Genomic DNA, 22,180 nt, shown 5'->3' with positions numbered 1-22,180 from the left:
TATCGCGATTCTGGACGACCTGAATCGTGATTTAGAACGCCGGATCGGAGGATATTTGAAAAACCTGGCTCATCTTGCAAACACGGAGATACAAGATGAGCAAAATTCGTTTTATTTGGTCGAGCATCGCACTCGGTGCGACCCTCTTCAGTTCTGCTGCGATGGCCGCAGAGGTTGGCGTTCGCACTATTGAAGTGCCCTCTGCAATGCGGGGGCAAAACCTGGCAGTAACGATCTGGTATCCCGCCTCGGGTGGAGGTTCGCCCGAACTTTTTGGTGACGATAGAATTTTTAAAGGAACAAAGGCTTCGAAAGATGCATCACTTGCCAATGGTCGCTTTCCTCTCGTCATTCTCTCGCATGGTTCGGGTGGGCGCGCTGAAGCCATAAACTGGCTTGCGACAGATTTAGCAAAGGCGGGCTTTATCGTTGCCGGACCTGACCATCCGGGCACGACTTCAGGCGACTCGCTGCCCGATGAAACGCCAAAACTATGGAAGCGAACTGACGATCTTTCGACCGTTATCAGCTATCTGACTACAAGCGAAGACTGGAAGTCTCACATCGATGCAGAACATATCGGCGTTGTCGGGTTTTCGCTTGGTGGTGCTGCGTCACTGAAACTTGCTGGCGCTCGCACAAATCTTGAGGCTTATGCCAAATATTGCGACACTTACACGAAGTGGGATTGCGCATGGTATGCTGGTGGTCGCGGCTATGCCAAAATGGAGCCGGTATCAGTGCCAAAGCTCGATTTGCGCACCGTTGATAAAACGGCTTTTGAGCAGTCCAATCTTGATGAGCGCGTCAAAACCGCGGTGCTTGTCGATCCGGGGATGGCTCAAGCCTACGACGAAGATAGCCTCAAGAATATCAAAATCCCTTTGAGTTTTATCAATCTGGGTAATGAAGGTGAGGTGCCTTTATCAGTCAAAGCTGATGAAGTGGCCGCGCTGGTACCAGGCAGCTCTTATGTCACTGTCCGTGGAGCGGATCACTTTAGTTTTCTGCCGGAGTGTAAGGAAGATGCGCGCGCATTCCTCAAGTCGGTGGGGGAAATTGATCCTATTTGCGAGGAAACTGGCAGGGCGCGGAAAGACATCCACGCCGAATTATCGAATTTAATTTCAACAAGCCTGCAAATAACACTTAACCGCTGAGTCCCGCATCTGGCAGGGGAGGTCAGTTTATCCGGCTTTTATCTGCCGTAGGATGCTGAATGGAGGCAGCGGGCAAGGCTAGTCCGCTGGCACCATTTTGCACATGTGCCATTTCATCGAAAGCACGTTGAGCAATGGCCCATGTTAAAAACAACAGGCACATCGCCAGAACGGCGGTGACAACAGTATCCGGTTTCATGGAATTAATCGTCCTGTGACGTTGATCTCGCATATGGGGCGAAAAACAGCTGAGGACAATAAATAATAAAGCATAGCTGGCATGCGATTGATGGTCTAAGCCTAGTAATTAAAAGCTGAATTCTGTCGTTGTTCTTCTATTTAATGAATAGAGTTTCAGCTTTTTCTGCGTTCGCGAATAGCTCTGACCCAAGTGTTGTCGAACAGGATCACACCGACAATCAGCGCGACCAAGCCAATAGCCATCATGCCATAAGCGACGCCCTGATCACCGAACTGTTGATATAGCCAGCCGGTTCGCTCAACGGCTTGAGCGGGTTTTCCCAGGCGTAAAATCCCCTGCACGAGGGCGCCAACACCAACGATCAACAAAAGTACACTACGGATCATGAGGCAGTCTCAGTCTGATTATGCGTATTGCGGTAGAGAGGCACAGCTAAAGCCTTCACGGCTCAATATTATGACGCTGTTGGGAAATACCTCGGAAAAACTGGAGCGGGCGAAGGGATTCGAACCCTCGACCCCAACCTTGGCAAGGTTGTGCTCTACCCCTGAGCTACACCCGCTCGCGCCAGTCTTCTCTGAGAGAAGTCGTTTCCGTTAGGCAGGCGGTATATGAACCAACGGAATCCGGATTGCAATAGGGAATTTCATGTGTCGACTAAGATATTTCAAAAGATTCACAGGCTTGTTCATTTTTGAGTTTCATATCACCAAAATCTTGCCGGGGTGTTTAGCGTTTGCGGCGCGAAATGCTGATGATTGATGCAAAAGCCGCGAACCCAGCAGCAACAAGCAGGATGCGAGGTATGTTGTTGATGCCCCAATGCGAGAGCAAAAATGCTACGAATGCAGCACCAAGCGACTGACCAAGCAAGCGAGCTGTTCCAAGCATACCGCTGGCAGCGCCACTTCTTGCGCGTGGGGCCGAGGTTATAATCATGCGATTGTTCGGAGCCTGAAAGAAGCCAAACCCGATGCCGCAAATCGCCATGCGCCAGCAGATATCGACCACGGACGGTTGTTCTGGCAGCGTTCCGACCAGTGCAAGCCCGGCAGCGAAGAACACAAGCCCAACCAAACCGAGCGTGGCAGGTGAATATTTGTCCGAGAATTTGCCGGATAACGGGGCAACGATGGCCAGGGCAATCGGCCAAGGCATCATCAAAAAGCCAACCTCGATGGGTTGGAAACCATAGACGTTCTGAAACAGGAATGGCAGCGATATGAATGCCATCATCTGTGCGAGAAAGGACATGATTGAAGTGCAGAGAGACAGGCTGAACACTCGGATACGCAGAAGATCAAGCGGCAGCAACGGGTTAGTTGTCTGCATTGAGCGTCGTATCAGCCATGTTGCTGCGACCGCGCAGCCGATTGCCTGCAAGGCCAGAAATGTCGAGCTGACGCCATTACCTGCACTATCAATGACCGTAATCAGCAGGCCGAGCGTGAAGGCAGTGAGGATAGCGCTCAGATAATCGAACCGACGTGATGAGAGTTCGTTATAGGGCAGGCTTTTCATTCCCATAACCACCGCCAGAACGCCGAGTGGAATATTGATGACAAAGAGCCAGGGCCATGTGAGCGAATGCAGGATGATACCTGCGAGCGTTGGACCTATGGTCGAGGAGAGGGCCACGAAAAGTGCGTTCAAGCCGATTGCGGTGCCAAGCTTTGCTTGCGGCACCGTATAGCGCAGCAAAGCAGCGTTAACGCTCATCAGGCCTGCTGCACCAAAGCCTTGTATAATGCGTGCGATCGTGAGCGCTTCAAGCGACCGCGCAAAAACGCAGGCAATCGAGGCAAGTGTGAAGAGCGACACGCCGAGCAGATAGACGCGACGGTAGCTGTAAATCTCGCCCAAAGCTGCAAATGGCAGCAAAGTGATAACGATGGCGAGCTGATATCCGTTCACAATCCAGATGGAGGCAGCCGGTCCTGCCGAGAAATCGGCCGCAATGGTGGGAAGCGCGACATTGGCAATAGTACCGTCGATAACTGCGAGTGTGAGACCGACCATCAGGGTCGCCCACGCCCAATAAATTCTTGGCTTGGGCAAACCGTCCTGAATTGTGGACTTGTTCGGCTCTATAACTGCTTCGTGCTTCATTCAATTGACCAGTAATGCGGAATTTCAAGCAACCTTAACCCTCATGGGAAGGACAGCAAGTCATCTAGCTCAGAATTGCCCGCAGAACATAGATAAACCCCGCATTATCGCGTCAGGTAACGCTATTGTGTGCCGCTTTCGGCAGGAAGCGCCAGATTCATCACATGCGCGTAATGGCGCGGATTAAAGCTCAGATAGAGCGGACAGATGCTTGCAACCAGCACCAGATGCATGATCCAGCCCGATGCAAAGGTGCCGGTTAAATTGTGTAGCAATGCCGTTGCCACTGGGCCCAGAGCTGCGATCAGAAAGCCGCCGCCTTGCATCATCGCGGCCAGAGCACCTGCTTCTTGAGGCTTGGGCAGATGATCGAGCGAGGTAATCATGGCGAGCGCAAAGCTGCCACCAAGACCTGCGCCGCAAATCGCGGACCAGAAATAAGGCGAAAGCTGCGGTGCAAAAGCCAGACCAGCAAAGCCTGTCGCTTGCATCGCCAGTGTTAAGAAAAGCCAAGGGCGACGATCAACGCCATGTCTTGCAAGCAACGGCAGGCCAAAGGCCGACAAAGCCTGCGCGATTGCCATGACGGCGACCAGATTGCCGGTTTCTGCCGCTTCCATGCCCAATGATTGGTAGTAAGGAGCAAGCCAGGCCACCATCGATGAATAGCCCGCATTGACGAGGCCGAAAGCCGCCATCAGCACCCATGTTCGTGGGCGACGGAGCAGCTTTCCGGTGATGCCAGATTTTGAACCAGAAGACGCCGTTTCTTTAAGAATTGGAATAGCAGTAAGCAACGCAAGCACGGCAGGAATTGCAAGAACAGATAGCGCGAAACGCCAGTTGTGTTCAGTGCCCGCAAGCCACGGTGTCAGGCGCGCACCAAGCGCACCGCCGCCCATAATCATTGCGGAATAAAGGCCGGTAACAGCTGCAATACTTGCTGGGAAATTTGCTTTGATCAGGCCGGGCATCAGCGCCTGTATCATCGCAACGCCTGCGCCGCACAGGACAGCGGTCAGCACGAGAGAAAAACCATCTGGCACGAAGCCCCGCAAAACAGAACCCGATGCAAGAATGATGAGTGCAGCGAACATGCTGCGGCGCGTGCCAATTAGCGACTGAATGTGTGGTGCAATGAATGCGCCAAGGCCCATCAGCATCATGGGAAGGAATGTTAGCAGAGACAACATGCCAAAGCCCATTCCGGTATCTGTGACAATATCGGAAAGCACTGGTCCCGGTGCGGTCAGGAATGGTCTTAGATTAAGGCCAATCAGAACAACGAGGGCGATAAGGGCTACGGGTGCGGCTTGCGTGCTGCCATTGGTTTGCTGGGTCTGCATGATAAATTCAGTCTTTTATTTCTTCTTTTCCTGCCAGCGCCGATAAAGTGCTGCATCATCGTCTGGCGAACATTGTTCAAAGTGAACGCCAGTTTGTTCTGTCACAGGCTTGGCGAGTTCCATGGCAATTTTTGCTGTCGAAAGGCCGAACGGTTCAGCCTGCTCGTTGGAATAGGCAAATATGATTTTATTGACGCCTGACATCCGCATCGCAGCAAAACACATAGGGCAGGGTTGGCCGCTCGCGTAAACGCTGCAATCATCCAGCCGAGGCGACTGCAAAACCTTGCCTGCCGCGCGCAATGCGAGAAGTTCCGCATGGGCAGTCGGATCGCAATCGGCCTGCATACGATTGACCCCGATGGAGATAATCTTGTCATCCTTTACGACAACGGCTCCAAAGGGACGACCACCGAGATCGACATTGTCGAATGCAAGCGCGATTGCCTTTTGCAAGAACTCTTTGTCGTTGCTCATTTGCCGCCTGCTTTCTCAAGCATGGCAACCATAGTAGAAAACCCACGTGCTCGCGCATGCTGCAATGGCGTAACGCCATCATTGTCCGCGAGGTTCACATCAGCACCTGCATCAATCAGCAGTTTTACGATATCAACGTGGCGCTGACCGCCATCGCCCAGGATCACAGCCTCAAGCAAAGCCGTCCATCCGAGATTATTGACGTGATCAACCTTTACGCCTGCTTCAATCAGCGTGCGGACGGTTTCAACATGACCCCGTTCCGAAGCCGGAATGAGTGCCGTTCCGCCATAGCGATTGGTGCTTTTAAGATCGGCGCCATGCGTAAGCGTGAGTTTCAGTATTTCCAGATGTCCGCGTGCGCCTGCATAAAGATAGGGGCTGTCCTTGATCGCATCCTTTGCATTCACATTGGCGCCAGCTTCGATCAATGCGCGGGCAACATCGACATGATTGGCGTGTGTGGCCGCAAGAAGCGCTGTTTCACCAGCCTTGCCTTTGGTTTCAAGATCGACGCCTGCCTTGATTGCTGCTTTAACCGCAGCGAGATTTCCCGCTGAAGCGGATTGAATGAGCGGTGTTTCGGCGCGTGCGACAGCATGGCTGCCCGGTAAAACTGGCTCGGTCATGACTATCGTCCCTGCAATCAATGCCAAGGCACCCAAGCTGAATATTGTTTGACGCATCGGCAGTGCTCCTTATTCGTTGCTAAAATAGTTGCAATAAGACATATTTAGAAATTAAATGTTCAACTGGTATTCATTTGAATTATGAATACAATATTCAACCTCGATCTATTGCGTGCTTTCGTGGCTGTCGTCGACAGTCGCAGCTTCACCGCTGCAGCGCTGCAGCTGCATTCGACGCAATCCACAGTCAGTCAGAAAATTCTGCGCCTTGAAGAAGCTGCCGGACAATCGCTTCTGGAGCGGGCAAGGCATGATGTTCGGCCAACTGATGCGGGTGAAAAGCTGCTCGGCTATGCACGGCGGATGCTTCACCTCCATGATGAGGCTGCTGCTGCCATGACTGGCAGTGCGCTCACCGCAGTCTTTCGCCTTGGTCTGGCAGAGGATTTTGCAGCAAGATTGGTGACGCCGACGCTTGCCGCATTCTTGCGCGCACATCCCAAGATGAAACTTGAAGTGACGAGCGGGTTAAGCCGCGAATTGCAGAAAGGTTTTGAAACGGGCGAGTTTGATCTGGTGATGATTAAACAGAAGCGCGGTGAAACGCTTGGCACCATCCATTGGCCTGAACCATTATCCTGGCTGGAAAGTGCTGATTATCCAGTTTCAGACGTCGATCCACTGCCTCTCGTCGCATTCCCGCCAAACGGGCTTTATCGGAGCGACATGATGGAGGCGCTCGACCGTATTGGCAGGCCTTGGCATGTTGTTTTTACCAGTTCCAGCCTCGCGAGTGTTCAAAGTGCAATTGCTGAAGGACTGGGTGTCAGCTTGTTGCCTGCGCGTGTCGCACTGCCGTTGCACCGCATTGTTCCAAAAGAAGCCGGATTACCATTTGTAGAGCCGATGGAAATCGTCATCCAGCACATGGAGAACGGCCCGGATCAAATGCGGCAACTTGTGCAGATGCTAGCCGATATTGTGGGTGAATGATCGATTATTGCTTTAATAGTCAGTTTTGATGTGACTCATTGCGTCAGAGGCACTGAATCTATTTGACTCTACCGCAAACGCGGTGTTTTTGCCTGTTGATAGCGCTACAGAAATGCCGACAGGATAGCTCCACCACCTTCATCTCAAAGTTCCCTTCGTTTGCTGCAATCACCAGGCGGCACGGTTTTTGCTTGTTGCAGACGGGAGGCACTTTACGGGAATACGACAATGTCCAACACCACGATCACGCATAACGACGGAAATACGCTGTTTCCGATCGTCCTTTCCATCGTTGCAGCTGCTGCAACCGGCGTTCTCTGGGCCTATGCCAATCCGATCCAGCTCGTTCCGGGCGTGATCCAGTGGCGAATTTTTGCATTTCTGCCACCGCTTGTCGGCATTCTTCTGGGCCGCAAGAGCGGATTCATCTGCGGTTATCTCGGCACCGTGATCTGGTCGCTTCTGGCAGGCACGTTCATTCCCGCGCATTCGCTGATCATTGACGGCATCATGGTCGGTCTTACAGGCCTGATCCCGGGCATGTTGTTTGATCCTAAGACGACAACGTTTAATCGCACAACGCTGATTAAAATTGCAGCAACCTGCCTTGTTGTTGGTCTTTTGATGGTTGCCGCCGTTTCGGCCAGCTTGGCTTATCTCGGCATTTTCCCATACTGGTGGGCGGTAATGTATCTCGGCCTTTCGGACATCGTTCCAATGCTGATCGGTACGCCGTTGCTGGTTGTTCCAGCCCTCAAGATTCTCAAGGGCGCTCACCCGTCCGGTTTCACACGTTTCTGATAGAGAGCAGTAAAAGTGCTCAAACTACAGAATGTAAAAGTAGGTTTTGGCGATTCCGTTCTGGCAATCGCCGAAGCCAACCTCGAAATTCGCGACGGCGAACGGCTTCTGGTGTGTGGCGCGGGCGGCAGTGGTAAAACCACGCTGCTCAACGCTGCATCGGGCATCGTTCCACGCCTGATTACCCCACAAGTCTTCGATGGCGAAGTCTCGCTCAATGGCAAGCTCATGTCTTTCATGCCGAAGGATGAGCTGTTCAGCACAGTCGGCGTCGTTTCGCAGAATGTTGAAGATCAGCTCTGGGATCTGAGCGTTGAAGATCTGGTCGCCTTTCCACTCGAAAATCGTGGACTTGCCAAGGATGCTGTTCGTGCTCGTATCGACGAGCTGCTCAACGAGCTTGAGCTGAACGCATTGCGAGGGCGGCGCGTCTTGACGCTTTCGGGCGGCGAACGGCGCATGGTGGCGATGGCTGCGGCACTTGCGGCCGAGCCGAAACTGCTTGTGCTTGATGAGCCGACAACCGGACTTGATCCTGCAGCGCGTCAGCGTCTTGTGCGGGTTCTGAAAAAGCTTGGTGCAGAAATTCCAGCCTTGCTGATTGCCGAACAGGACCCTGCATCGCTGCAGGCCGTCGTCACCGATATCGGTCTGGTTAAAGACGGTAAGTTAGCGCCCGTCGTGCCGCTTGCCTCGATCATCAACGATGTGGCTTCCTGGGAAGATGCGGGCGTTCTGCCACCAATTGCTGCACGCAAACGTCTGGCAGATGTGAAGAGCGGCGGTGAAGTTCTTGTTTCCGTTTCAGGAATTAAGACGCAGCTTCAGCGTCGGGACGGCCAGCCGGTTCTTGAAAACGTGAATTTCCAGATCCGCGCCGGTGAAGTCGTCGCTCTGATCGGCAAAAACGGTGCGGGCAAAACCACGCTGTTTCAATCGATACTCGGGCTTCAGAAAATTGCAGCAGGCTCAATCATCATTGCCGGCGAGAATGCCGACAAGTGGACGGCTGCAAAGCGTGCCCGCTCGGTGGCTTACCTGCCGCAGAACATGCGCCGTATTCTGTTCAACATGACTGTGCTGGAAGAAGTGGCCTTTGCGATCACCGCCGCGACCCGTGCAACAAAGGACGATGCAGTGTCTGCGCGTGCAACGGACTGCCTACAAAAATATGGACTTGGTGGCCATGAGGAAACCAACCCATTTGCGATTTCGTCTCGTCAGCAGGCTCTGCTGGGCCTTGCCTGTGCGGAAGCAGCAGGCGCTTCGGTTGCCATTCTAGATGAGCCGCTTCTGGCACGCGATCTCAATGGCCGTCGAATGCTGGAACTGTTCCTCGAAACGGCGCTCGCCGAAAACCGTGCGGTTATGTTGATTTCTCACGATCTGGAACTCGTGGATGACGTTTCGTCCCGCGTCATGATCCTGGATCGCGGTCATGTCACCTTTGATGGCGATGTGGATGCATCCTGGGATTCCGATGCCTATCGTGCGCTGGGCTGGCCCAAGCCGCGTGTTGTCGAGACAGGAGAAGCAGAATGAAAATCTTTTATGATCTGAACTTCTTCGTAAAGCTCGCAGCGGCATTTCTGGTCATGCTTGCGGCCTGGCTCGTGCCGGGTTGGAAATACGGTGTGCCACTGGCGCTGGTCACGGTCGCCTTTCTGGTGCTGGTTAAGGTTCCGGGCTTGCGTGGCTATCTCAAAGGTGCCGTGCTTCTGACGCTGCTTGTCATGGCAAGCTGGATTCTCAATCTCGTCTTGCAAGGTATTGCTTTCGTTGACACTTTACCGATTGCAGCCGGTATGGCTGCGCGTCTGGTGACAACGACTGCAGCTTTCTATTTCGTGATGGAAACCAGCACGCCCGGCTCCATTCTGGCTGCTGCGAGTGCTGCGCGCCTACCGCCGATGGTGACACTCGTCTTGTCGCTCACATTCGGCATTATTCCGATGCTGCGTGAGGATTTCGAGCGTATTGCGGATGCTCAGCGCGCACGCGGAATGGAAATTGACGACGTTTCCTTCCCAATGCGTCTGCGTTTTGCGCTGGCGCGCGGGGTGCCATTGCTGGTTCAGGCTATCCGCATGGCCCACGCAATTTCGCTGTCCCTTGCCATTTATGGCTTTGACACCAAGCGGAAGCGCACAACATGGCGTAATGTCGGCCTGCTGGTCGAATCGAGACTTGCAGCGGTTCCAGTTAAAAATGAACCGACGAAACCGCTGTAACTGTTTGTTCTTTCGCATTATCCGACGCAAAACCGCTTCGCGCTTTTGCTGGAAATGCTATAATCCCAAGGATGCAAAACGATGACTGAAGACAGCGCGAAACTCTCTGGAAACGGTCAGGTCTGGACCGTTGATGTAGCGGGCCGCAAGGTTGATCTGCCGATTGTGCCGATCAATCCGAATTTCGCTATTTCGTTGATGATGGTCATCGATCTTGGCGTTCGTTTTGGCGAACATACAGGCAAGGCACTGGCGGAAAAGCTTGCGCCGTTGAAGCCGGATGTGATTGTTGGCGCTGCGACACTTGGCATTCCTGTTGCGATTGAAGTCTCGCGTGCTCTTGGCCTCGATGATTACGTTATCTTGCAGAAATCGCCTAAGATCCATCTTGGCGATGCACTCGTGCAGACGATTTCTTCCATCACCTCTAAAGGCGAGCAGCGCCTGCTTCTCGACCGTCAGGCAATCCCGCTTCTTAAAGGAAAGCGCGTTGTCGTGGTGGATGATGTCGTTGCTTCCGGATCAAGCATCAAGGGCTCGGCAGAGCTGGTGCGCAAGGCTGGTGGCGAAGTCGTTGGAATTGGTGTCATCCTCACCGAAGCCAAGGATTGGCAGGAAGTGCTTGGCGATGATGTGAAATTGCTTCACAGCCTCGCACACATTCCGCAGTTCGATAATCAGGATGGCGAGTGGAAGCCGATACCGGAAAGCTTCCTCTAGAGACAGCCAGCATTTGGGCTCTCGCCGCCTGTAAATGGCGTTCGGGACTGCGTTTCCGGTGCTCACGTACATAAGCACGCTGCGCGCCGGTTCTCGAATCCCACCATTTTCGGCTCGATGTGTCTCCATATCTTGCAGCCCCTATCTCTGTGCTAACGTGATCTAAGCCTCTCTATTTGAATCATAATCTTATCGGTCCTCGTTTCACACCGAGAGGACTTATGCCCTAAAAAACGCCGCGCTCGTCGCGGCGTTTTTGTGTTTTGCGCCTTGTTTCGTGCGACGGTTGTTATCCGAAATTATCCTTCGCCGGCACGCATAAATCTTTTCAGAAAGCGCGTCGAATTTCGGATTGACTGATTTTGTATCCAGGATATTGTACTCAGAAAAGTTGGGAGGCTTTTCTTTTGGCGGCTTTTGAATGGCGCAGTCAGACCCGTTTGCTGGACGAAGTTGCAGAAGCGCTTCGTGAGAGAATTTATGCGGGCGTTTATGCGCCGGGTGCCATTCTCCGACAGGAACATATCGCTGCCGAATTTGGCATTAGCCGCACGCCATTGCGTGAAGCCTTGCGTGTTCTGGAACGTGATGGGCTGGTTATCCACTTGCCGGGCAGAGGCGTTCGTGTGGCCTCCGCAGATCTCACACGCCTGATTGATGCTTATGCTGTGCGAGAAGTTCTTGATGGCGTTGCTGCACGTTTTGCGGCTGAACGCGCAACAGATGAGGACATTGCAAAGCTGCGTGCCCATGTCGCCGGTCAGGCAACGGTTGTCGATCCATGGGACCCGAAAGCTTATACGCAGACGAATGTCGATTTTCACATGGCGGTGATGAACACGGCGGGCAACGCCTCGCTGATCGCATTCGTTCCGTTGTTGCGCATGACATCGCAGGTTTTCGCGCCATCTTTTTCGCTATCGGTAGACCGCGCACGCGATGCAATTCGCGAACATGGAGCAATTGTTGAAGCCATCGCTTCGCGTGATGGGGAAGAGGCCGAGCGGCTGGCGCGGGCACATATCCGCGCAACCACGGCAAGACTGGAGGCGGAAATGCCTCTGCGGGAGAATGAAAATGAAGCATGAAAACAAGTCGGGTGGCTCAGGCCTTCTTCTTTATGGCAATTTCATTGGCGGTCAATGGCAGGACGCTTTGGGTGGCGAGCACATTACGCTTCGCAATCCTTCCGATGGTAGCGATCTGGCTCTCATCGCGCGCGGCACAAACGCCGACGTCGATCTGGCTGTGGCTGCAGCCCGTGCCGCACTTTCCGGTGAATGGGGCAAGTTGACCGCGACCGAGCGCGGTCGTGTCTTGCACCGCATTTCAGAAGAAGTGTTAAAAAACATCGACTTGTTGACTGATCTTGAATCGAAGGATGTTGGCAAGCCTGTAACTCAGGCGCGCGCCGATGTTGTGGCGCTGGCGCGGTATCTTGAATTCTATGGCGCATCCGCCGACAAGGTTCATGGCGACACGCTGCCTTATCAGAACGGTTTCACCGTTCTGTCGATCTATGAGCCGCATGGCGTCACGGGCCATATCATTCCGTGGAACTATCCAGTGCAGATTTTGGGCCGCAGCCTCGGCGCAGCACTGGCGATGGGCAATGCTGCTGTGGTCAAGCCTGCGGAAGAAGCCTGCCTGACCATTCTGGAATTCGCAAAGATTGCTGAGAAAGCCGGTCTGCCGAAAGGCGCACTCAATGTCGTAACCGGACTTGGTGCAGAAGCAGGTGCAGCACTTTCGGAGCACCCGGACGTGAACCACATTTCATTCACCGGATCGGTGCGTACAGGCGAAGCAGTGCAGGCGGCAGCCGCAAAAAACACTGTTCCGGTAACGCTGGAGCTTGGTGGTAAGTCTCCACAGATCGTTTTCGCGGATGCTGATCTCGACCGTGCCATTCCGTTCCTCGTCAATGCGGGCATCCAGAATGCCGGCCAAACCTGCTCGGCATCCTCGCGCATTCTGGTCGAACGCAGCGTCTATGAAGATGTCGTGGCTCGCATGAGCGAACGCTATCGCGCGTTGAAGGTTGGCCCGGCAGGCGATGATCTTTCTGTCGGTCCCGTTGTATCGCAGCGCCAGAAGGCGATTGTTGACGGCTATCTTGATCTTGCAAAGGAAAGTGGTCTGGCGATTGCGGCGCAAGGTGTGTTGGTGGACGATGCGCCGGAAGGTGGTGCTTATGTACTGCCAACACTGATCCGTGATGTGCCTGCCGACCATCGTCTGGCGCAGGAGGAAATTTTCGGTCCTGTTCAGGTAATTCTACCTTTCGATACCGAAGAAGAAGCCATTTCGATTGCCAATGGGACTTCATATGGCCTCGTCTGCGGGATCTGGACCAATGATGGCGGACGCCAATTCCGTTTGGCCCGCGCTATCCATTCCGGTCAGGTATTCATCAATAATTACGGCGCTGGCGGCGGTATCGAATTGCCATTCGGCGGCGTGAAAAAATCCGGACATGGCCGTGAAAAGGGTTTTGAGGCGCTCTACGGATTTGCCTCGCTGAAGACGATTTCCGTGTATCACGGCTGAAATAGCATTTTCAGGGAAAGTGGGAACCGGTTTCCCGTCCGAAAATGTGCTGAAGTTAGAATTTGGGAGAATTGCAGTGTCGCTTGAAGGTAAGGTCGCGCTCATCACTGGAGCTGGTTCGGGATTTGGTGAGGGCATGGCAAAGCGCTTTGTCAGAGACGGCGCCAAGGTCGTCATCGTTGACCGCGACAAGGCAGGTGCCGAGCGCGTCGCAGGCGAAATTGGAGATGCAGCACTGGCGATCGCTGCCGATATTTCCAAGGAAGCAGATGTTGATGCAGCAGTAGAAGCCGCCCTGGCGAAGTTCGGTAAAGTCGATATTCTCATCAACAATGCTGGCATCGGCCATAAGCCGCAAAACGCTGAGCTGGTTGAGCCGGACGAGTTTGATCGCATTCTTGGCGTCAATGTGCGTGGCGTTTATCTGATGACGCGCAAGCTCATCCCACATTTTAAGAGCAATGGTGCCAAGGGTGAGGAATGCGTCATTCTTAATGTCGCTTCGACTGGCGCAGGTCGTCCGCGCCCGAATCTCGCTTGGTACAATGCGACGAAGGGCTGGGTGGTTTCTGTGACCAAGGCGCTCGCTATCGAGCTTGCACCGGCGAAGATTCGTGTGGTTGCTTTGAACCCGGTTGCGGGTGAGACACCGCTTCTCACCACCTTCATGGGCGAGGATACCGAAGAAATCCGCAAGAAGTTCCGCGATTCCATTCCGATGGGCCGCCTGTTGAAACCTGATGATTTGGCTGAAGCTGCGGCTTTCCTTTGCTCGCCTCAAGCCTCTATGATCACCGGGGTTGCGCTCGACGTCGATGGCGGGCGTTCGATTTAAAAAATTGATAAGGGGAGCCAAAGAGAAACGATGAGTAAACTGCTGAAAGCCGGGCTGATTACAGCCACGATGCTTGCATCGATCAACGGTGCCTTCGCAAAGGATACGCTGGTGGTCGGCGAAGTGCTGGAACCGCCGGGCCTTGATCCGACGGCAAATGCTGCTGCCGGTATCCGGCAGGTTACTTACGCCAATCTCTATGAAGGCCTGGTTCGTATCGTCGAAGACGGCACTGTAAAGCCACAACTGGCCGAAAGCTGGACAGTTTCTGACGATAAGAAGACTTACACCTTCAAACTTCGTCAGGGCGTGAAGTTCCACGATGGGACGCCATTCGATTGTTCGGTTGTAAAGTTCTCCTATGAGCGTGCGGTGGCTCCAGATTCCACCAATGCGCAAAAGGGTCTTTTTGAACCAATCGCCAGCACCGAGTGTCCTGATCCAGCGACTGCAGTTGTAACGCTGAAGCGGCCAACCTCGAACTTCCTGTTCAATATGGGGTGGGGCGACGCGGTTATGATCGCTCCGAATTCGGCAGCCGATAACAAGACCAAGCCTGTCGGAACAGGTCCGTTCAAGTTCAAGCGCTGGGTGCAGGGTGATCGTGTCGAGCTCGACCGTAACCCGGACTATTGGGGCGAGCCAGCAAAGCTTTCTGCGGTTACTTTCCGCTTTGTGAGCGATCCTTCGGCAGCAGCCGCTGCAATCCTTGCTGGCGACATTGATGTCTTCCCGATGTTCCAGGCGCCGGAATTGATCAGTCGCTTCAAGAGCGATGATAAGTTGCAGGTCGAAGTCGGTGATACTGCAGGCAAAGTTCTGCTTTCGCTTAACAATGCCAAGGCTCCATTCGACAATGTGAAGGTGCGTCAGGCACTGGCCCATGCCATTGACAGCAAGGCGCTGATCGAAGGTGTCTATTCCGGTTTTGGTACACCAATCGGCTCGCATTATGCACCGGTCGATCCGGGTTATGTCGATCTTTCGGAAACCTATCCGTATGATCCGGCAAAGGCGAAGCAGCTGCTGGAAGAGGCGGGTGTTCCGGCTGGCACGTCAATCACCATCACGCTTCCACCTCCGGCCTATGCGCGTCGTGGTGGTGAAATCATCGCTGCCATGCTGGCGGAAGTGGGCATTCAGGCCAATCTCGTTCCAATCGAGTTTGCACAATGGCTGGATCAGGTATTCAAGCGCTCGGATTTCGATGCCACGATCATTGCACATACAGAAGCGCGTGATCTCGATATCTATGCCCGCGACAAATACTACTTCAACTACAACAACCCGGAATATAAGGCGCTCTACAAAGCTTATGCCGAGGCCGGTAGCGACGAAGAACAGCTCGAACTGGTGAAGAAGCTTCAGGAAAAGCTTGCTGCAGACGAGCCGAACATCTTCCTCTATGCGCTGCCAAAAATCGGCGTTTGGAATAAGAACGTCAAAGGTCTGTGGAAGAACATGCCGATCCCGGCTGATGATCTGACACAGGCTTACTGGGCCGAATAAGAACATTTCCGCCCCGGCTTTTTTGGGGGGCGGTTTTACGCGAATAGCCGTGCAGCGATAACAATCAAGGGGCTGCGGCACGGCAAGAAATGGAATGTGGAGTGAATGGCGTGAAACGCTCATTCCTGCATTTTTATGACGCACAATCTTTTCCGAAAAACCGGACAAGTTTTCGGGATTGTGCTTAGGAGGTCGCCTTGCTGGCTTATATTTCCGGGCGAATAGTTTCGCTCTTGCTTACGACGCTTGCGGCCTCCGTCATCGTCTTCCTGTTGATGCAGGTGCTGCCGGGCGACCCTGCCGCAGTTATCCTCGGCATCAACGCGCAACCTGAAACACTGGCAGCGCTTCACAAACAGCTCGGCCTCGATCAGCCGCTTTGGTGGCGGTATCTTTCGTGGATTGGTGGCTTTCTGAAGGGAGACTTCGGCACCAGCTACACCTATTCCGTGCCGATCAGTGAATTGCTCGGACCACGCATTATGGTCACGCTGCCGTTGGCGCTTTTGTCCATGGTTCTGTCGGTTGCGGTAGCTATTCCCGTGGGCGTTTATGCGGCCTCCAAACGTGGCAAAACCGGCGATGTGCTTTCCATGGGTGTGGCGCAGGTGGGGGTTGCTATCCCGAATTTCTGGCTCGGCCTGCTTTTGATCCTGTTGTTTGCTTTGCAGCTAGGCTGGTTTCCAGCTTCTGGCTTTGCTGGCTGGGAAGGTGGATTCTGGAACGGTATCCGCTCGCTGTTTCTGCCCGCGCTGGCTCTTGCCCTGCCGCTTGCCGCTATTCTTGCCCGCGTGACGCGTTCTGCCGTCATCGAAACGCTGGGTGAGGATTTCGTGCGGACCGCGCGCGCAAAAGGTCTTACCCGTAACGCGGCACTCTGGCGCCATGCGGTGCCAAATGCACTGATCCCGGTTGTCACGATTATTGGCCTGCAATTCTCATTTCTGTTGGCTGGAACGATCATCATCGAAAATGTCTTCAATCTTCCCGGCCTTGGAAGGCTGGTGTTTCAGGCAATCGCCCAGCGCGATCTGATAACGGTGCAGTCGCTGGTGACGCTGCTTGCGGCTTCCGTGATTACGGTCAATTTCATTGTCGATCTTGTCTATGGCTTCATTGATCCGCGTCTTTCGACGGGAGGCAGCCGATGAGTGAGGTTCAGACAATTGCAAAGCCAAGCCGCTTTCGGACGCTGTTTTTAAGCCGCAGCCTTGTGATCGGTTCGCTTGTTACCGCTATCCTGGTGGCTATGGCTCTCATCTCCTATTTCTGGACGCCTTATTCACCCACCGCCATGAACTTCCGCGACAAGCTGCAGGGGCCGAGCTTCAGTCATCTGTTCGGAACGGATAATTTCGGTCGTGATGTGTTCTCCATGATTATGGTCGGTGCGCGCAATTCCATTGCCGTGTCGATTATTGCTGTGCTTGTTGGCGCGGGTATAGGCATCCCTCTCGGTGCCTTTGCTGCAGCGCGCGGGGGATTGGTCGATGGCTTTGTCATGCGTATGACCGATCTGGCCTTTGCATTTCCGGCGCTGCTGACCGCAGTCATTATCACTGCTATTTTTGGCCCCGGTGCGGTCAACGCCATGATTGCAATCGGTATTTTCAATATTCCCGTCTTTGCCCGTGTTACGCGTGGTGCATCGCTTGGGCTTTGGAAGCGCGAATATGTGCAGGCAGCGCGTTGCGCAGGGCGCGGCGATATCTCGATCACGCTGCTGCATGTTCTGCCCAACATCAATCATGTGCTGATCGTACAGGCGACTATCCAGTTCGCACTCGCCATCGTGGCGGAAGCAGGCCTCTCCTATGTGGGGCTTGGTACACAGCCGCCAATGCCGAGCTGGGGCAAGATGCTCAATGATGCACAGACCTTTATCTATGATGCGCCATGGCTGGCGATCTTCCCTGGTCTTGCCATTACGCTCGCAGTCCTTGGTCTCAACATGCTGGGTGACGGTCTGCGCGACATACTTGATCCGCGCGTAAGGAGGCAGAGATGATAAAAGCTTTGCCAAAAACACCTCTTCTTGAAATGGACAATATGTCTGTCGAGCTGCCATTTGGCACGCGCACTGCAGATATCGTGTCGGGCATTACGTTAACCCTCAACCGTGGTGAACGCCTGGGCGTTGTGGGTGAATCTGGCAGTGGCAAGTCGATTACCGCACTTGCTGCCATGGGCTTGCTGCCTGACCGGATGCGCGTGCGCGGAACTTTGCGTTTTGATGGGCAGGATCTGGTAAACAAGCCAGAAGCCGAACTCTGCAAAATGCGCGGTCGTCGCATGGCGATGATCTTTCAGGAGCCAATGACAGCGCTCAATCCGGTTAAAACCATTGGTGCGCAAATTGCCGAAGGCCGCCGTCTGCATCTTGGCGAAAGCCGCACTGATGCCGAACGCAAGGCGCGCGAGTTGCTGGATCGCGTGGGACTGCCTGCACCACGCTTTAATCTCGATCTGTATCCGCACCAGCTTTCCGGCGGGCAACGCCAGCGCGTGATGATCGCCATGGCGATTGCCTGCGAGCCTGATCTGTTGATTGCTGATGAACCGACCACGGCGCTCGATGTCACTGTTCAGGCACAGATTCTTGATCTCATGGATGAGCTGATCGACGAAACTGGAACAGCGCTGATGCTCATTACCCATGATCTCGGCGTTGTGTCGGAAATGACCGACCGTATCGCAGTGATGTATGCCGGGCGGATTGTAGAAACGGGGCGAACCGAAGCCGTGTTCAATCGTATGGCGCATCCTTATGCGCGGGGGCTGTTTCAGGCTTCTCCACATGGGGCTAATCTGGTTCGCGATCATACGAAACCACGTCAGCGCCTCGCTGCAATTCCCGGTGTTGTACCGGACCCGCTGGCCCGCCCGCCATATTGCAGCTTTGCTGATCGCTGCGCATTCGTTGAAGGCGATTGTCGAAAGCTCATTCCGCCGCTCGATCTGATCGGTGAAAGCGAAGGCATTGCCCATCGCGCTGCCTGTCTGCATCCACGCGATGGCGAGGTGCTGGCATGAGCAAGATGATTTTGCAGGTTCGTGATGTCGTGCGTGAATATCAGCTCCCGCGCCCATCATTCCTTTCAAAGCCGGGATCGTTGCGCGTTCTCCACGGTGTCAATGTCGAGATCGAAGCAGGGAAAAGCCTTGGCATCGTAGGCGAAAGCGGTTCGGGCAAATCAACACTTGCCCGTGCTGTAATGGGACTGGAACGACCGCAATCTGGCCAAATTCTTATCAATGGTCAGGATATCTACGCGCTTGACCGTTCTGGCCTGCGTGAAGCGCGTAAAGGTTTTCAGGCGATCTTTCAGGACCCTTATGGTTCGCTCGATCCGCGCCACACGGTCAAGCGGATCATTTCGGAGCCGATTGTTTCACTGGAGCGCGGGACAAGCAGCAAGGAGCGGGATGAGCGCGTGGCAGAAGTGCTGGAAGCTGTCGGCCTCCCAAAAGCGTCTGCCGAAAAATATCCGCATGAGTTTTCCGGGGGGCAACGCCAGCGTATCGCTATTGCTCGCGCCCTGATTACCAAACCGGCACTCATCGTTGCTGACGAACCTGTTTCAGCTCTTGATGTCTCCATTCAGGCGCAGGTTCTCAATTTGATGATGGATCTGCAGGAAAAGTTCGGCCTTTCCTATCTTTTCATCAGTCACGATCTCGGTGTCGTGCGCGCAATTACCGATCGTGTAGCGGTGATTTATCACGGCAATATCGTCGAGCAGGGAGAGACCAACGCGGTCTTCGATCATCCGAAACATGAATATACGCGCGCATTGGTTGATGCTGTGCCGAAGCCATTTTCGGGACGGCGCAAACGTGCCCGTAAGCTCAATTCTACAATCAAACTACCAGAATGAAATAAGGGAACGCCATGTCTTCACTTGCCGATTTGTCAGCTGTCGATCTTGTTTCTGCCTATAAGGCGAAATCGCTTTCGCCGGTTGAAGTTACGGAAGCTGTAATTGAACGCATCGAGGCCTATGAGCCGAAACTGAATGCGCTTTGGGCTTATGATCCGGAAAACGCGAGGGCATCTGCGAAGGCATCGGAAGAACGTTGGGCAAAAGGTGAGCCCGCTGGCCCCATTGACGGTGTGCCGCTGACGATCAAGGAAAATATTGCCACGCAAGGTACCGCTGTTCCGCTCGGCTGTGCGGCACTGCCTCTCAATCCTGCAGCCGTTGATGCGCCGCCCGCAGCCCGCACCCGCGAGGCTGGTGGCGTGCTTTTGGCTAAAACAACCATGCCTGATCTCGGTATGTTGTCCTCTGGGCTTTCGAGCTTTCATAAGCTTGCGCGCAACCCGTGGGACTTGAACACCAATCCGGGCGGTTCAAGTGCAGGTGCAGGCAGCGCTGGTGCTGCTGGTTACGGGCCACTGCATATCGGTACGGATATTGGTGGCTCCATCCGCCTGCCTGCCGGCTGGTGTGGTCTGGTTGGCCTGAAGCCGTCCTTCGGGCGTATTCCAATCGATCCGGCGTTTCTTGGTCGCGTTGCTGGTCCGATGACGCGCACGGTTGCCGACAGCGCGCTTTATATGTCGGTGCTTTCCCGTCCTGATCGCCGTGACGCGATGAGCCTGCCATATCAGGATATCGACTGGATGAACCTTGATATCGATGTAAAAGGTCTCAAAATCGGCCTTTGGCTCGATGCCGGTTTTGGCGAACCAACGGGCGATGAAACACGCGCGGCTGTGGAAGCGGCAGCGAAGCTGTTTGCGGATGCTGGCGCGATTATTGAGCCGGTTGCCCCATTCCTCAATCGCACCATGATCGATGGGCTTGATCGCTTCTGGCGCGCACGTTCCTGGGCCGACGTCTCTAAGATGACGCCGGAAAATCGTGCGAAAATCTTGCCATACATCTATCAATGGACTGAAACCGCTGAAGGTTTGACTGGCGAGGAAGTCTATTCCGGCTTTTCCCAAATAGATGCGATGCGCCATGCAGCTCTTGCGGCGTCGAAGGATTTCGATTTCATCATTTCCCCGACCGCTCCAATGCCGACCTATCCGGCGGAATGGGCCTCTCCGGTCAATGATCCGCAGCGTCCTTTCGAGCACATCGCGTTTACCGTTGCGATGAATATGTCGGAACAGCCTGCAATCTCGCTCAATTGTGGCTATACGTCCAAGGGGCTGCCTATTGGCTTGCAGATTTTTGGCCAGCGCTTTGATGATCTGGGCGTGCTGCGTCTCGCCCAGGCATATGAAGATATGCGGCCAGCGCAGCGCCCTTGGCCAGTTCTCTAGATTTCGCCTCTGGCTGCCTGTAAATGGCGTCGTTCTGCGCTTCCGGTGCTCATGTACCTTAAGTACACTTCGCTCCGGTTCTCGAACGCCACCATTTTCGGCTACCCTTAGACAAAATCACACACGTTGCAAAGAAAAGGCCGCTTGATGCGGCCTTTTCTTTATTTTGATCTGAGTGGCGCTCGCTCTTTATAGCGGTCGACGGCAGTGAGCTTTTGAATCAACGGCTCTGCATCGCGCCAAGGGTAAATCTCTGTGCGTAGATATTCGAGTTCGGCTTCGAGTTCATCTTCGTCTATTTCGGTCCACCAGGATTTCGGGCGCCCATCGCTGCCATCAGACCAGCGGTAGCGACGCTCCTTCAGCTTATCCTTCATTTCAAAAGGGCTGTTTTCTGCATAAATGCGCAGGCGCGATTTCTGGCTGGCCTTCAGCAATTCTGCAAAAGGTGTCGTCTTGCCGGATTGTTCCTTCAGCACGGCGAGCAACGCCTGACAATCATCTTCTGCACGATGGCCATTATGGAAATAGCCGCTCTGGCCGATCAGATAACCAAGCTTGGTGCCTTCAAAGCCGCGAGCCGTCCAGTCAATCTCCTTGACCGAACATGCCCAGGGCTTGTTTTCAAAGACTGGTGAAAAACGTTCCAGAAAGGGCCGATCAAAACCTGCATTATGCGCAATGATGAGATCCGCACTGCCGATCAGTGCTTCAAGCTTCGCACGCGGAATGATCTGCCCGGCGACCATCTCATCGGTAATACCGGTGATACGCGTAATATCGGCTGGAATTGGCTTTGAAGGTTCCTGCAAAGCGCCAAAAGTTGCACAAACATCACCAATGGAGCCATCATCCGCATAGCGGAAGGCCACAGCGCCAATCTCGATGATTTCTTCCTGCGCAGCACTCAAGCCCGTCGTTTCGGTATCGACCACAACCCCGAGCCTAGGAAACGCAACCGTGTCTGCATCCGGCACTGTCGGCGGTGGGTCAAGCCGCTGCAAGATACGATAGCGTCCGCTGTCTTTCAGGCGTTGGACCATTTCCGCTTCGTCAGGGCCGGTCGTCTTTCCGGGTTTGGTGCGGGCAGGGCGCAGTTCTGCCTGCTTCACGTCGCCTTCGGCAGAAGGGACAAAGAGGTCGAACTGGTGGCGCATATGTTTTCTCCGCATTGGGGCTGTGCGTAGCTATAAAATGGCATTTCACGGCTTGCTGACCAAGCCCTCAATAAATTTAGTAACAGGTAATGTTGGTGTTTCAGCTTGCTATTGGCGTATTTAAGTCATTTTTTGAAATCGATATTTGGGGATAAGTTTTTCCTTCGAAATTCTTTACATGAT

General features: G+C 54.0%; 22 protein-coding genes and 1 tRNA gene. 15 read left to right on the top strand and 8 right to left on the bottom strand.

Annotation, left to right across the window (positions count from 1 at the left end):
* The first annotated feature begins 95 nt into the window (after nucleotides 1-95).
* Nucleotides 96-1,160, top strand: coding sequence for an alpha/beta hydrolase family protein (locus ABWV94_RS13270; protein ID WP_353413866.1), 1,065 nt, complete (start codon nucleotides 96-98; stop codon nucleotides 1,158-1,160).
* A gap of 22 nt (nucleotides 1,161-1,182) precedes the next feature.
* Here ABWV94_RS13270 and ABWV94_RS13265 read toward each other — a convergent pair whose 3' ends face one another.
* From ABWV94_RS13265 to ABWV94_RS13235, 7 genes are all read right to left on the bottom strand, one after another.
* Nucleotides 1,183-1,359, bottom strand: coding sequence for a hypothetical protein (locus ABWV94_RS13265; RefSeq protein ID WP_353413864.1), 177 nt, complete (start codon nucleotides 1,357-1,359; stop codon nucleotides 1,183-1,185).
* A 155-nt stretch (nucleotides 1,360-1,514) separates the two neighbouring features.
* Nucleotides 1,515-1,748, bottom strand: a complete 234-nt coding sequence (locus ABWV94_RS13260; protein ID WP_353413862.1) for a hypothetical protein — start codon at nucleotides 1,746-1,748, stop codon at nucleotides 1,515-1,517.
* Nucleotides 1,749-1,849: 101 nt separating this feature from the next.
* Nucleotides 1,850-1,924 (bottom strand) — tRNA-Gly (locus ABWV94_RS13255).
* A gap of 167 nt (nucleotides 1,925-2,091) precedes the next feature.
* Entirely contained in the window at nucleotides 2,092-3,471 is a 1,380-nt protein-coding gene (locus ABWV94_RS13250) for an MFS transporter (RefSeq protein ID WP_113484864.1), read from the bottom strand.
* A gap of 122 nt (nucleotides 3,472-3,593) precedes the next feature.
* Complete coding sequence (locus tag ABWV94_RS13245) at nucleotides 3,594-4,817, bottom strand: cyanate transporter (protein WP_353413859.1); 1,224 nt, start codon at nucleotides 4,815-4,817, stop codon at nucleotides 3,594-3,596.
* A gap of 15 nt (nucleotides 4,818-4,832) precedes the next feature.
* Nucleotides 4,833-5,294: a nucleoside deaminase gene (locus ABWV94_RS13240; protein WP_353413857.1), complete on the bottom strand. Its 462-nt coding sequence runs from the start codon at nucleotides 5,292-5,294 to the stop codon at nucleotides 4,833-4,835.
* Nucleotides 5,291-5,923, bottom strand: a complete 633-nt coding sequence (locus tag ABWV94_RS13235) for an ankyrin repeat domain-containing protein (RefSeq protein WP_353413855.1) — start codon at nucleotides 5,921-5,923, stop codon at nucleotides 5,291-5,293. Before ABWV94_RS13235 ends, ABWV94_RS13240 begins: the two co-directional genes overlap by 4 nt.
* 141 nt (nucleotides 5,924-6,064) lie before the next feature.
* On the opposite strand from ABWV94_RS13235, the gene ABWV94_RS13230 reads away from it, so the two are divergent.
* The 14 genes from ABWV94_RS13230 to ABWV94_RS13165 all read left to right on the top strand — a co-directional run bounded on the left by ABWV94_RS13230 (nucleotide 6,065) and on the right by ABWV94_RS13165 (nucleotide 20,840).
* Nucleotides 6,065-6,916 carry a LysR substrate-binding domain-containing protein gene (locus ABWV94_RS13230; RefSeq protein ID WP_353413853.1) on the top strand — a complete coding sequence of 284 codons (852 nt, stop codon included), beginning with the start codon at nucleotides 6,065-6,067 and terminating at the stop codon, nucleotides 6,914-6,916.
* 228 nt (nucleotides 6,917-7,144) lie between these two features.
* Nucleotides 7,145-7,717 carry an aminotriazole resistance protein gene (locus ABWV94_RS13225; RefSeq protein ID WP_353413851.1) on the top strand — a complete coding sequence of 191 codons (573 nt, stop codon included), beginning with the start codon at nucleotides 7,145-7,147 and terminating at the stop codon, nucleotides 7,715-7,717.
* Nucleotides 7,718-7,732: 15 nt separating this feature from the next.
* On the top strand, nucleotides 7,733-9,259 hold the full coding sequence (locus ABWV94_RS13220; protein WP_353413849.1) for an ABC transporter ATP-binding protein: 1,527 nt from the start codon (nucleotides 7,733-7,735) through the stop codon (nucleotides 9,257-9,259).
* The gene (locus ABWV94_RS13215; protein ID WP_353413847.1) at nucleotides 9,256-9,948 is read left to right on the top strand and encodes an energy-coupling factor transporter transmembrane component T family protein; all 693 of its coding nucleotides are present in this window, start codon (nucleotides 9,256-9,258) and stop codon (nucleotides 9,946-9,948) included. Before ABWV94_RS13220 ends, ABWV94_RS13215 begins: the two co-directional genes overlap by 4 nt.
* Before the next feature lie 81 nt (nucleotides 9,949-10,029).
* Entirely contained in the window at nucleotides 10,030-10,668 is a 639-nt protein-coding gene (locus ABWV94_RS13210) for a phosphoribosyltransferase family protein (RefSeq protein ID WP_007878947.1), read from the top strand.
* 407 nt (nucleotides 10,669-11,075) lie between these two features.
* Nucleotides 11,076-11,756, top strand: coding sequence for a GntR family transcriptional regulator (locus ABWV94_RS13205; RefSeq protein ID WP_007878950.1), 681 nt, complete (start codon nucleotides 11,076-11,078; stop codon nucleotides 11,754-11,756).
* Nucleotides 11,746-13,218, top strand: a complete 1,473-nt coding sequence (locus tag ABWV94_RS13200) for an aldehyde dehydrogenase family protein (protein WP_353413845.1) — start codon at nucleotides 11,746-11,748, stop codon at nucleotides 13,216-13,218. Before ABWV94_RS13205 ends, ABWV94_RS13200 begins: the two co-directional genes overlap by 11 nt.
* A 76-nt stretch (nucleotides 13,219-13,294) precedes the next feature.
* On the top strand, nucleotides 13,295-14,053 hold the full coding sequence (locus ABWV94_RS13195; RefSeq protein WP_353413843.1) for a glucose 1-dehydrogenase: 759 nt from the start codon (nucleotides 13,295-13,297) through the stop codon (nucleotides 14,051-14,053).
* Between the two features lie 30 nt (nucleotides 14,054-14,083).
* Nucleotides 14,084-15,562, top strand: coding sequence for an ABC transporter substrate-binding protein (locus tag ABWV94_RS13190; protein WP_064321639.1), 1,479 nt, complete (start codon nucleotides 14,084-14,086; stop codon nucleotides 15,560-15,562).
* Nucleotides 15,563-15,759: 197 nt separating this feature from the next.
* Entirely contained in the window at nucleotides 15,760-16,713 is a 954-nt protein-coding gene (locus tag ABWV94_RS13185; protein WP_007878959.1) for an ABC transporter permease, read from the top strand.
* Entirely contained in the window at nucleotides 16,710-17,570 is an 861-nt protein-coding gene (locus ABWV94_RS13180; RefSeq protein WP_353413841.1) for an ABC transporter permease, read from the top strand. The genes ABWV94_RS13185 and ABWV94_RS13180 overlap by 4 nt, the downstream gene beginning before the upstream one ends.
* Nucleotides 17,567-18,595: an ABC transporter ATP-binding protein gene (locus tag ABWV94_RS13175; protein WP_353413839.1), complete on the top strand. Its 1,029-nt coding sequence runs from the start codon at nucleotides 17,567-17,569 to the stop codon at nucleotides 18,593-18,595. The genes ABWV94_RS13180 and ABWV94_RS13175 overlap by 4 nt, the downstream gene beginning before the upstream one ends.
* A complete protein-coding gene (locus tag ABWV94_RS13170) occupies nucleotides 18,592-19,440 on the top strand; it encodes an ATP-binding cassette domain-containing protein (protein ID WP_353413837.1) in 849 nt (282 codons plus the stop codon). The genes ABWV94_RS13175 and ABWV94_RS13170 overlap by 4 nt, the downstream gene beginning before the upstream one ends.
* A gap of 14 nt (nucleotides 19,441-19,454) precedes the next feature.
* A complete protein-coding gene (locus ABWV94_RS13165) occupies nucleotides 19,455-20,840 on the top strand; it encodes an amidase (RefSeq protein WP_112812852.1) in 1,386 nt (461 codons plus the stop codon).
* A 161-nt stretch (nucleotides 20,841-21,001) separates the two neighbouring features.
* Here the strand turns inward: ABWV94_RS13165 and ABWV94_RS13160 are convergent, their stop codons facing one another.
* Nucleotides 21,002-21,997: a 3'-5' exonuclease gene (locus ABWV94_RS13160; protein ID WP_112812851.1), complete on the bottom strand. Its 996-nt coding sequence runs from the start codon at nucleotides 21,995-21,997 to the stop codon at nucleotides 21,002-21,004.
* Between the last annotated feature and the right edge of the window lie 183 nt (nucleotides 21,998-22,180).

The sequence above is a fragment of the Brucella sp. NBRC 12953 genome, assembly GCF_040369775.1.
Lineage (GTDB): Bacteria > Pseudomonadota > Alphaproteobacteria > Rhizobiales > Rhizobiaceae > Brucella > Brucella pseudogrignonensis.
The sequence above is the reverse complement of the archived record's forward strand: the minus strand, read 5'-3'. Positions and strand labels throughout refer to the sequence as shown.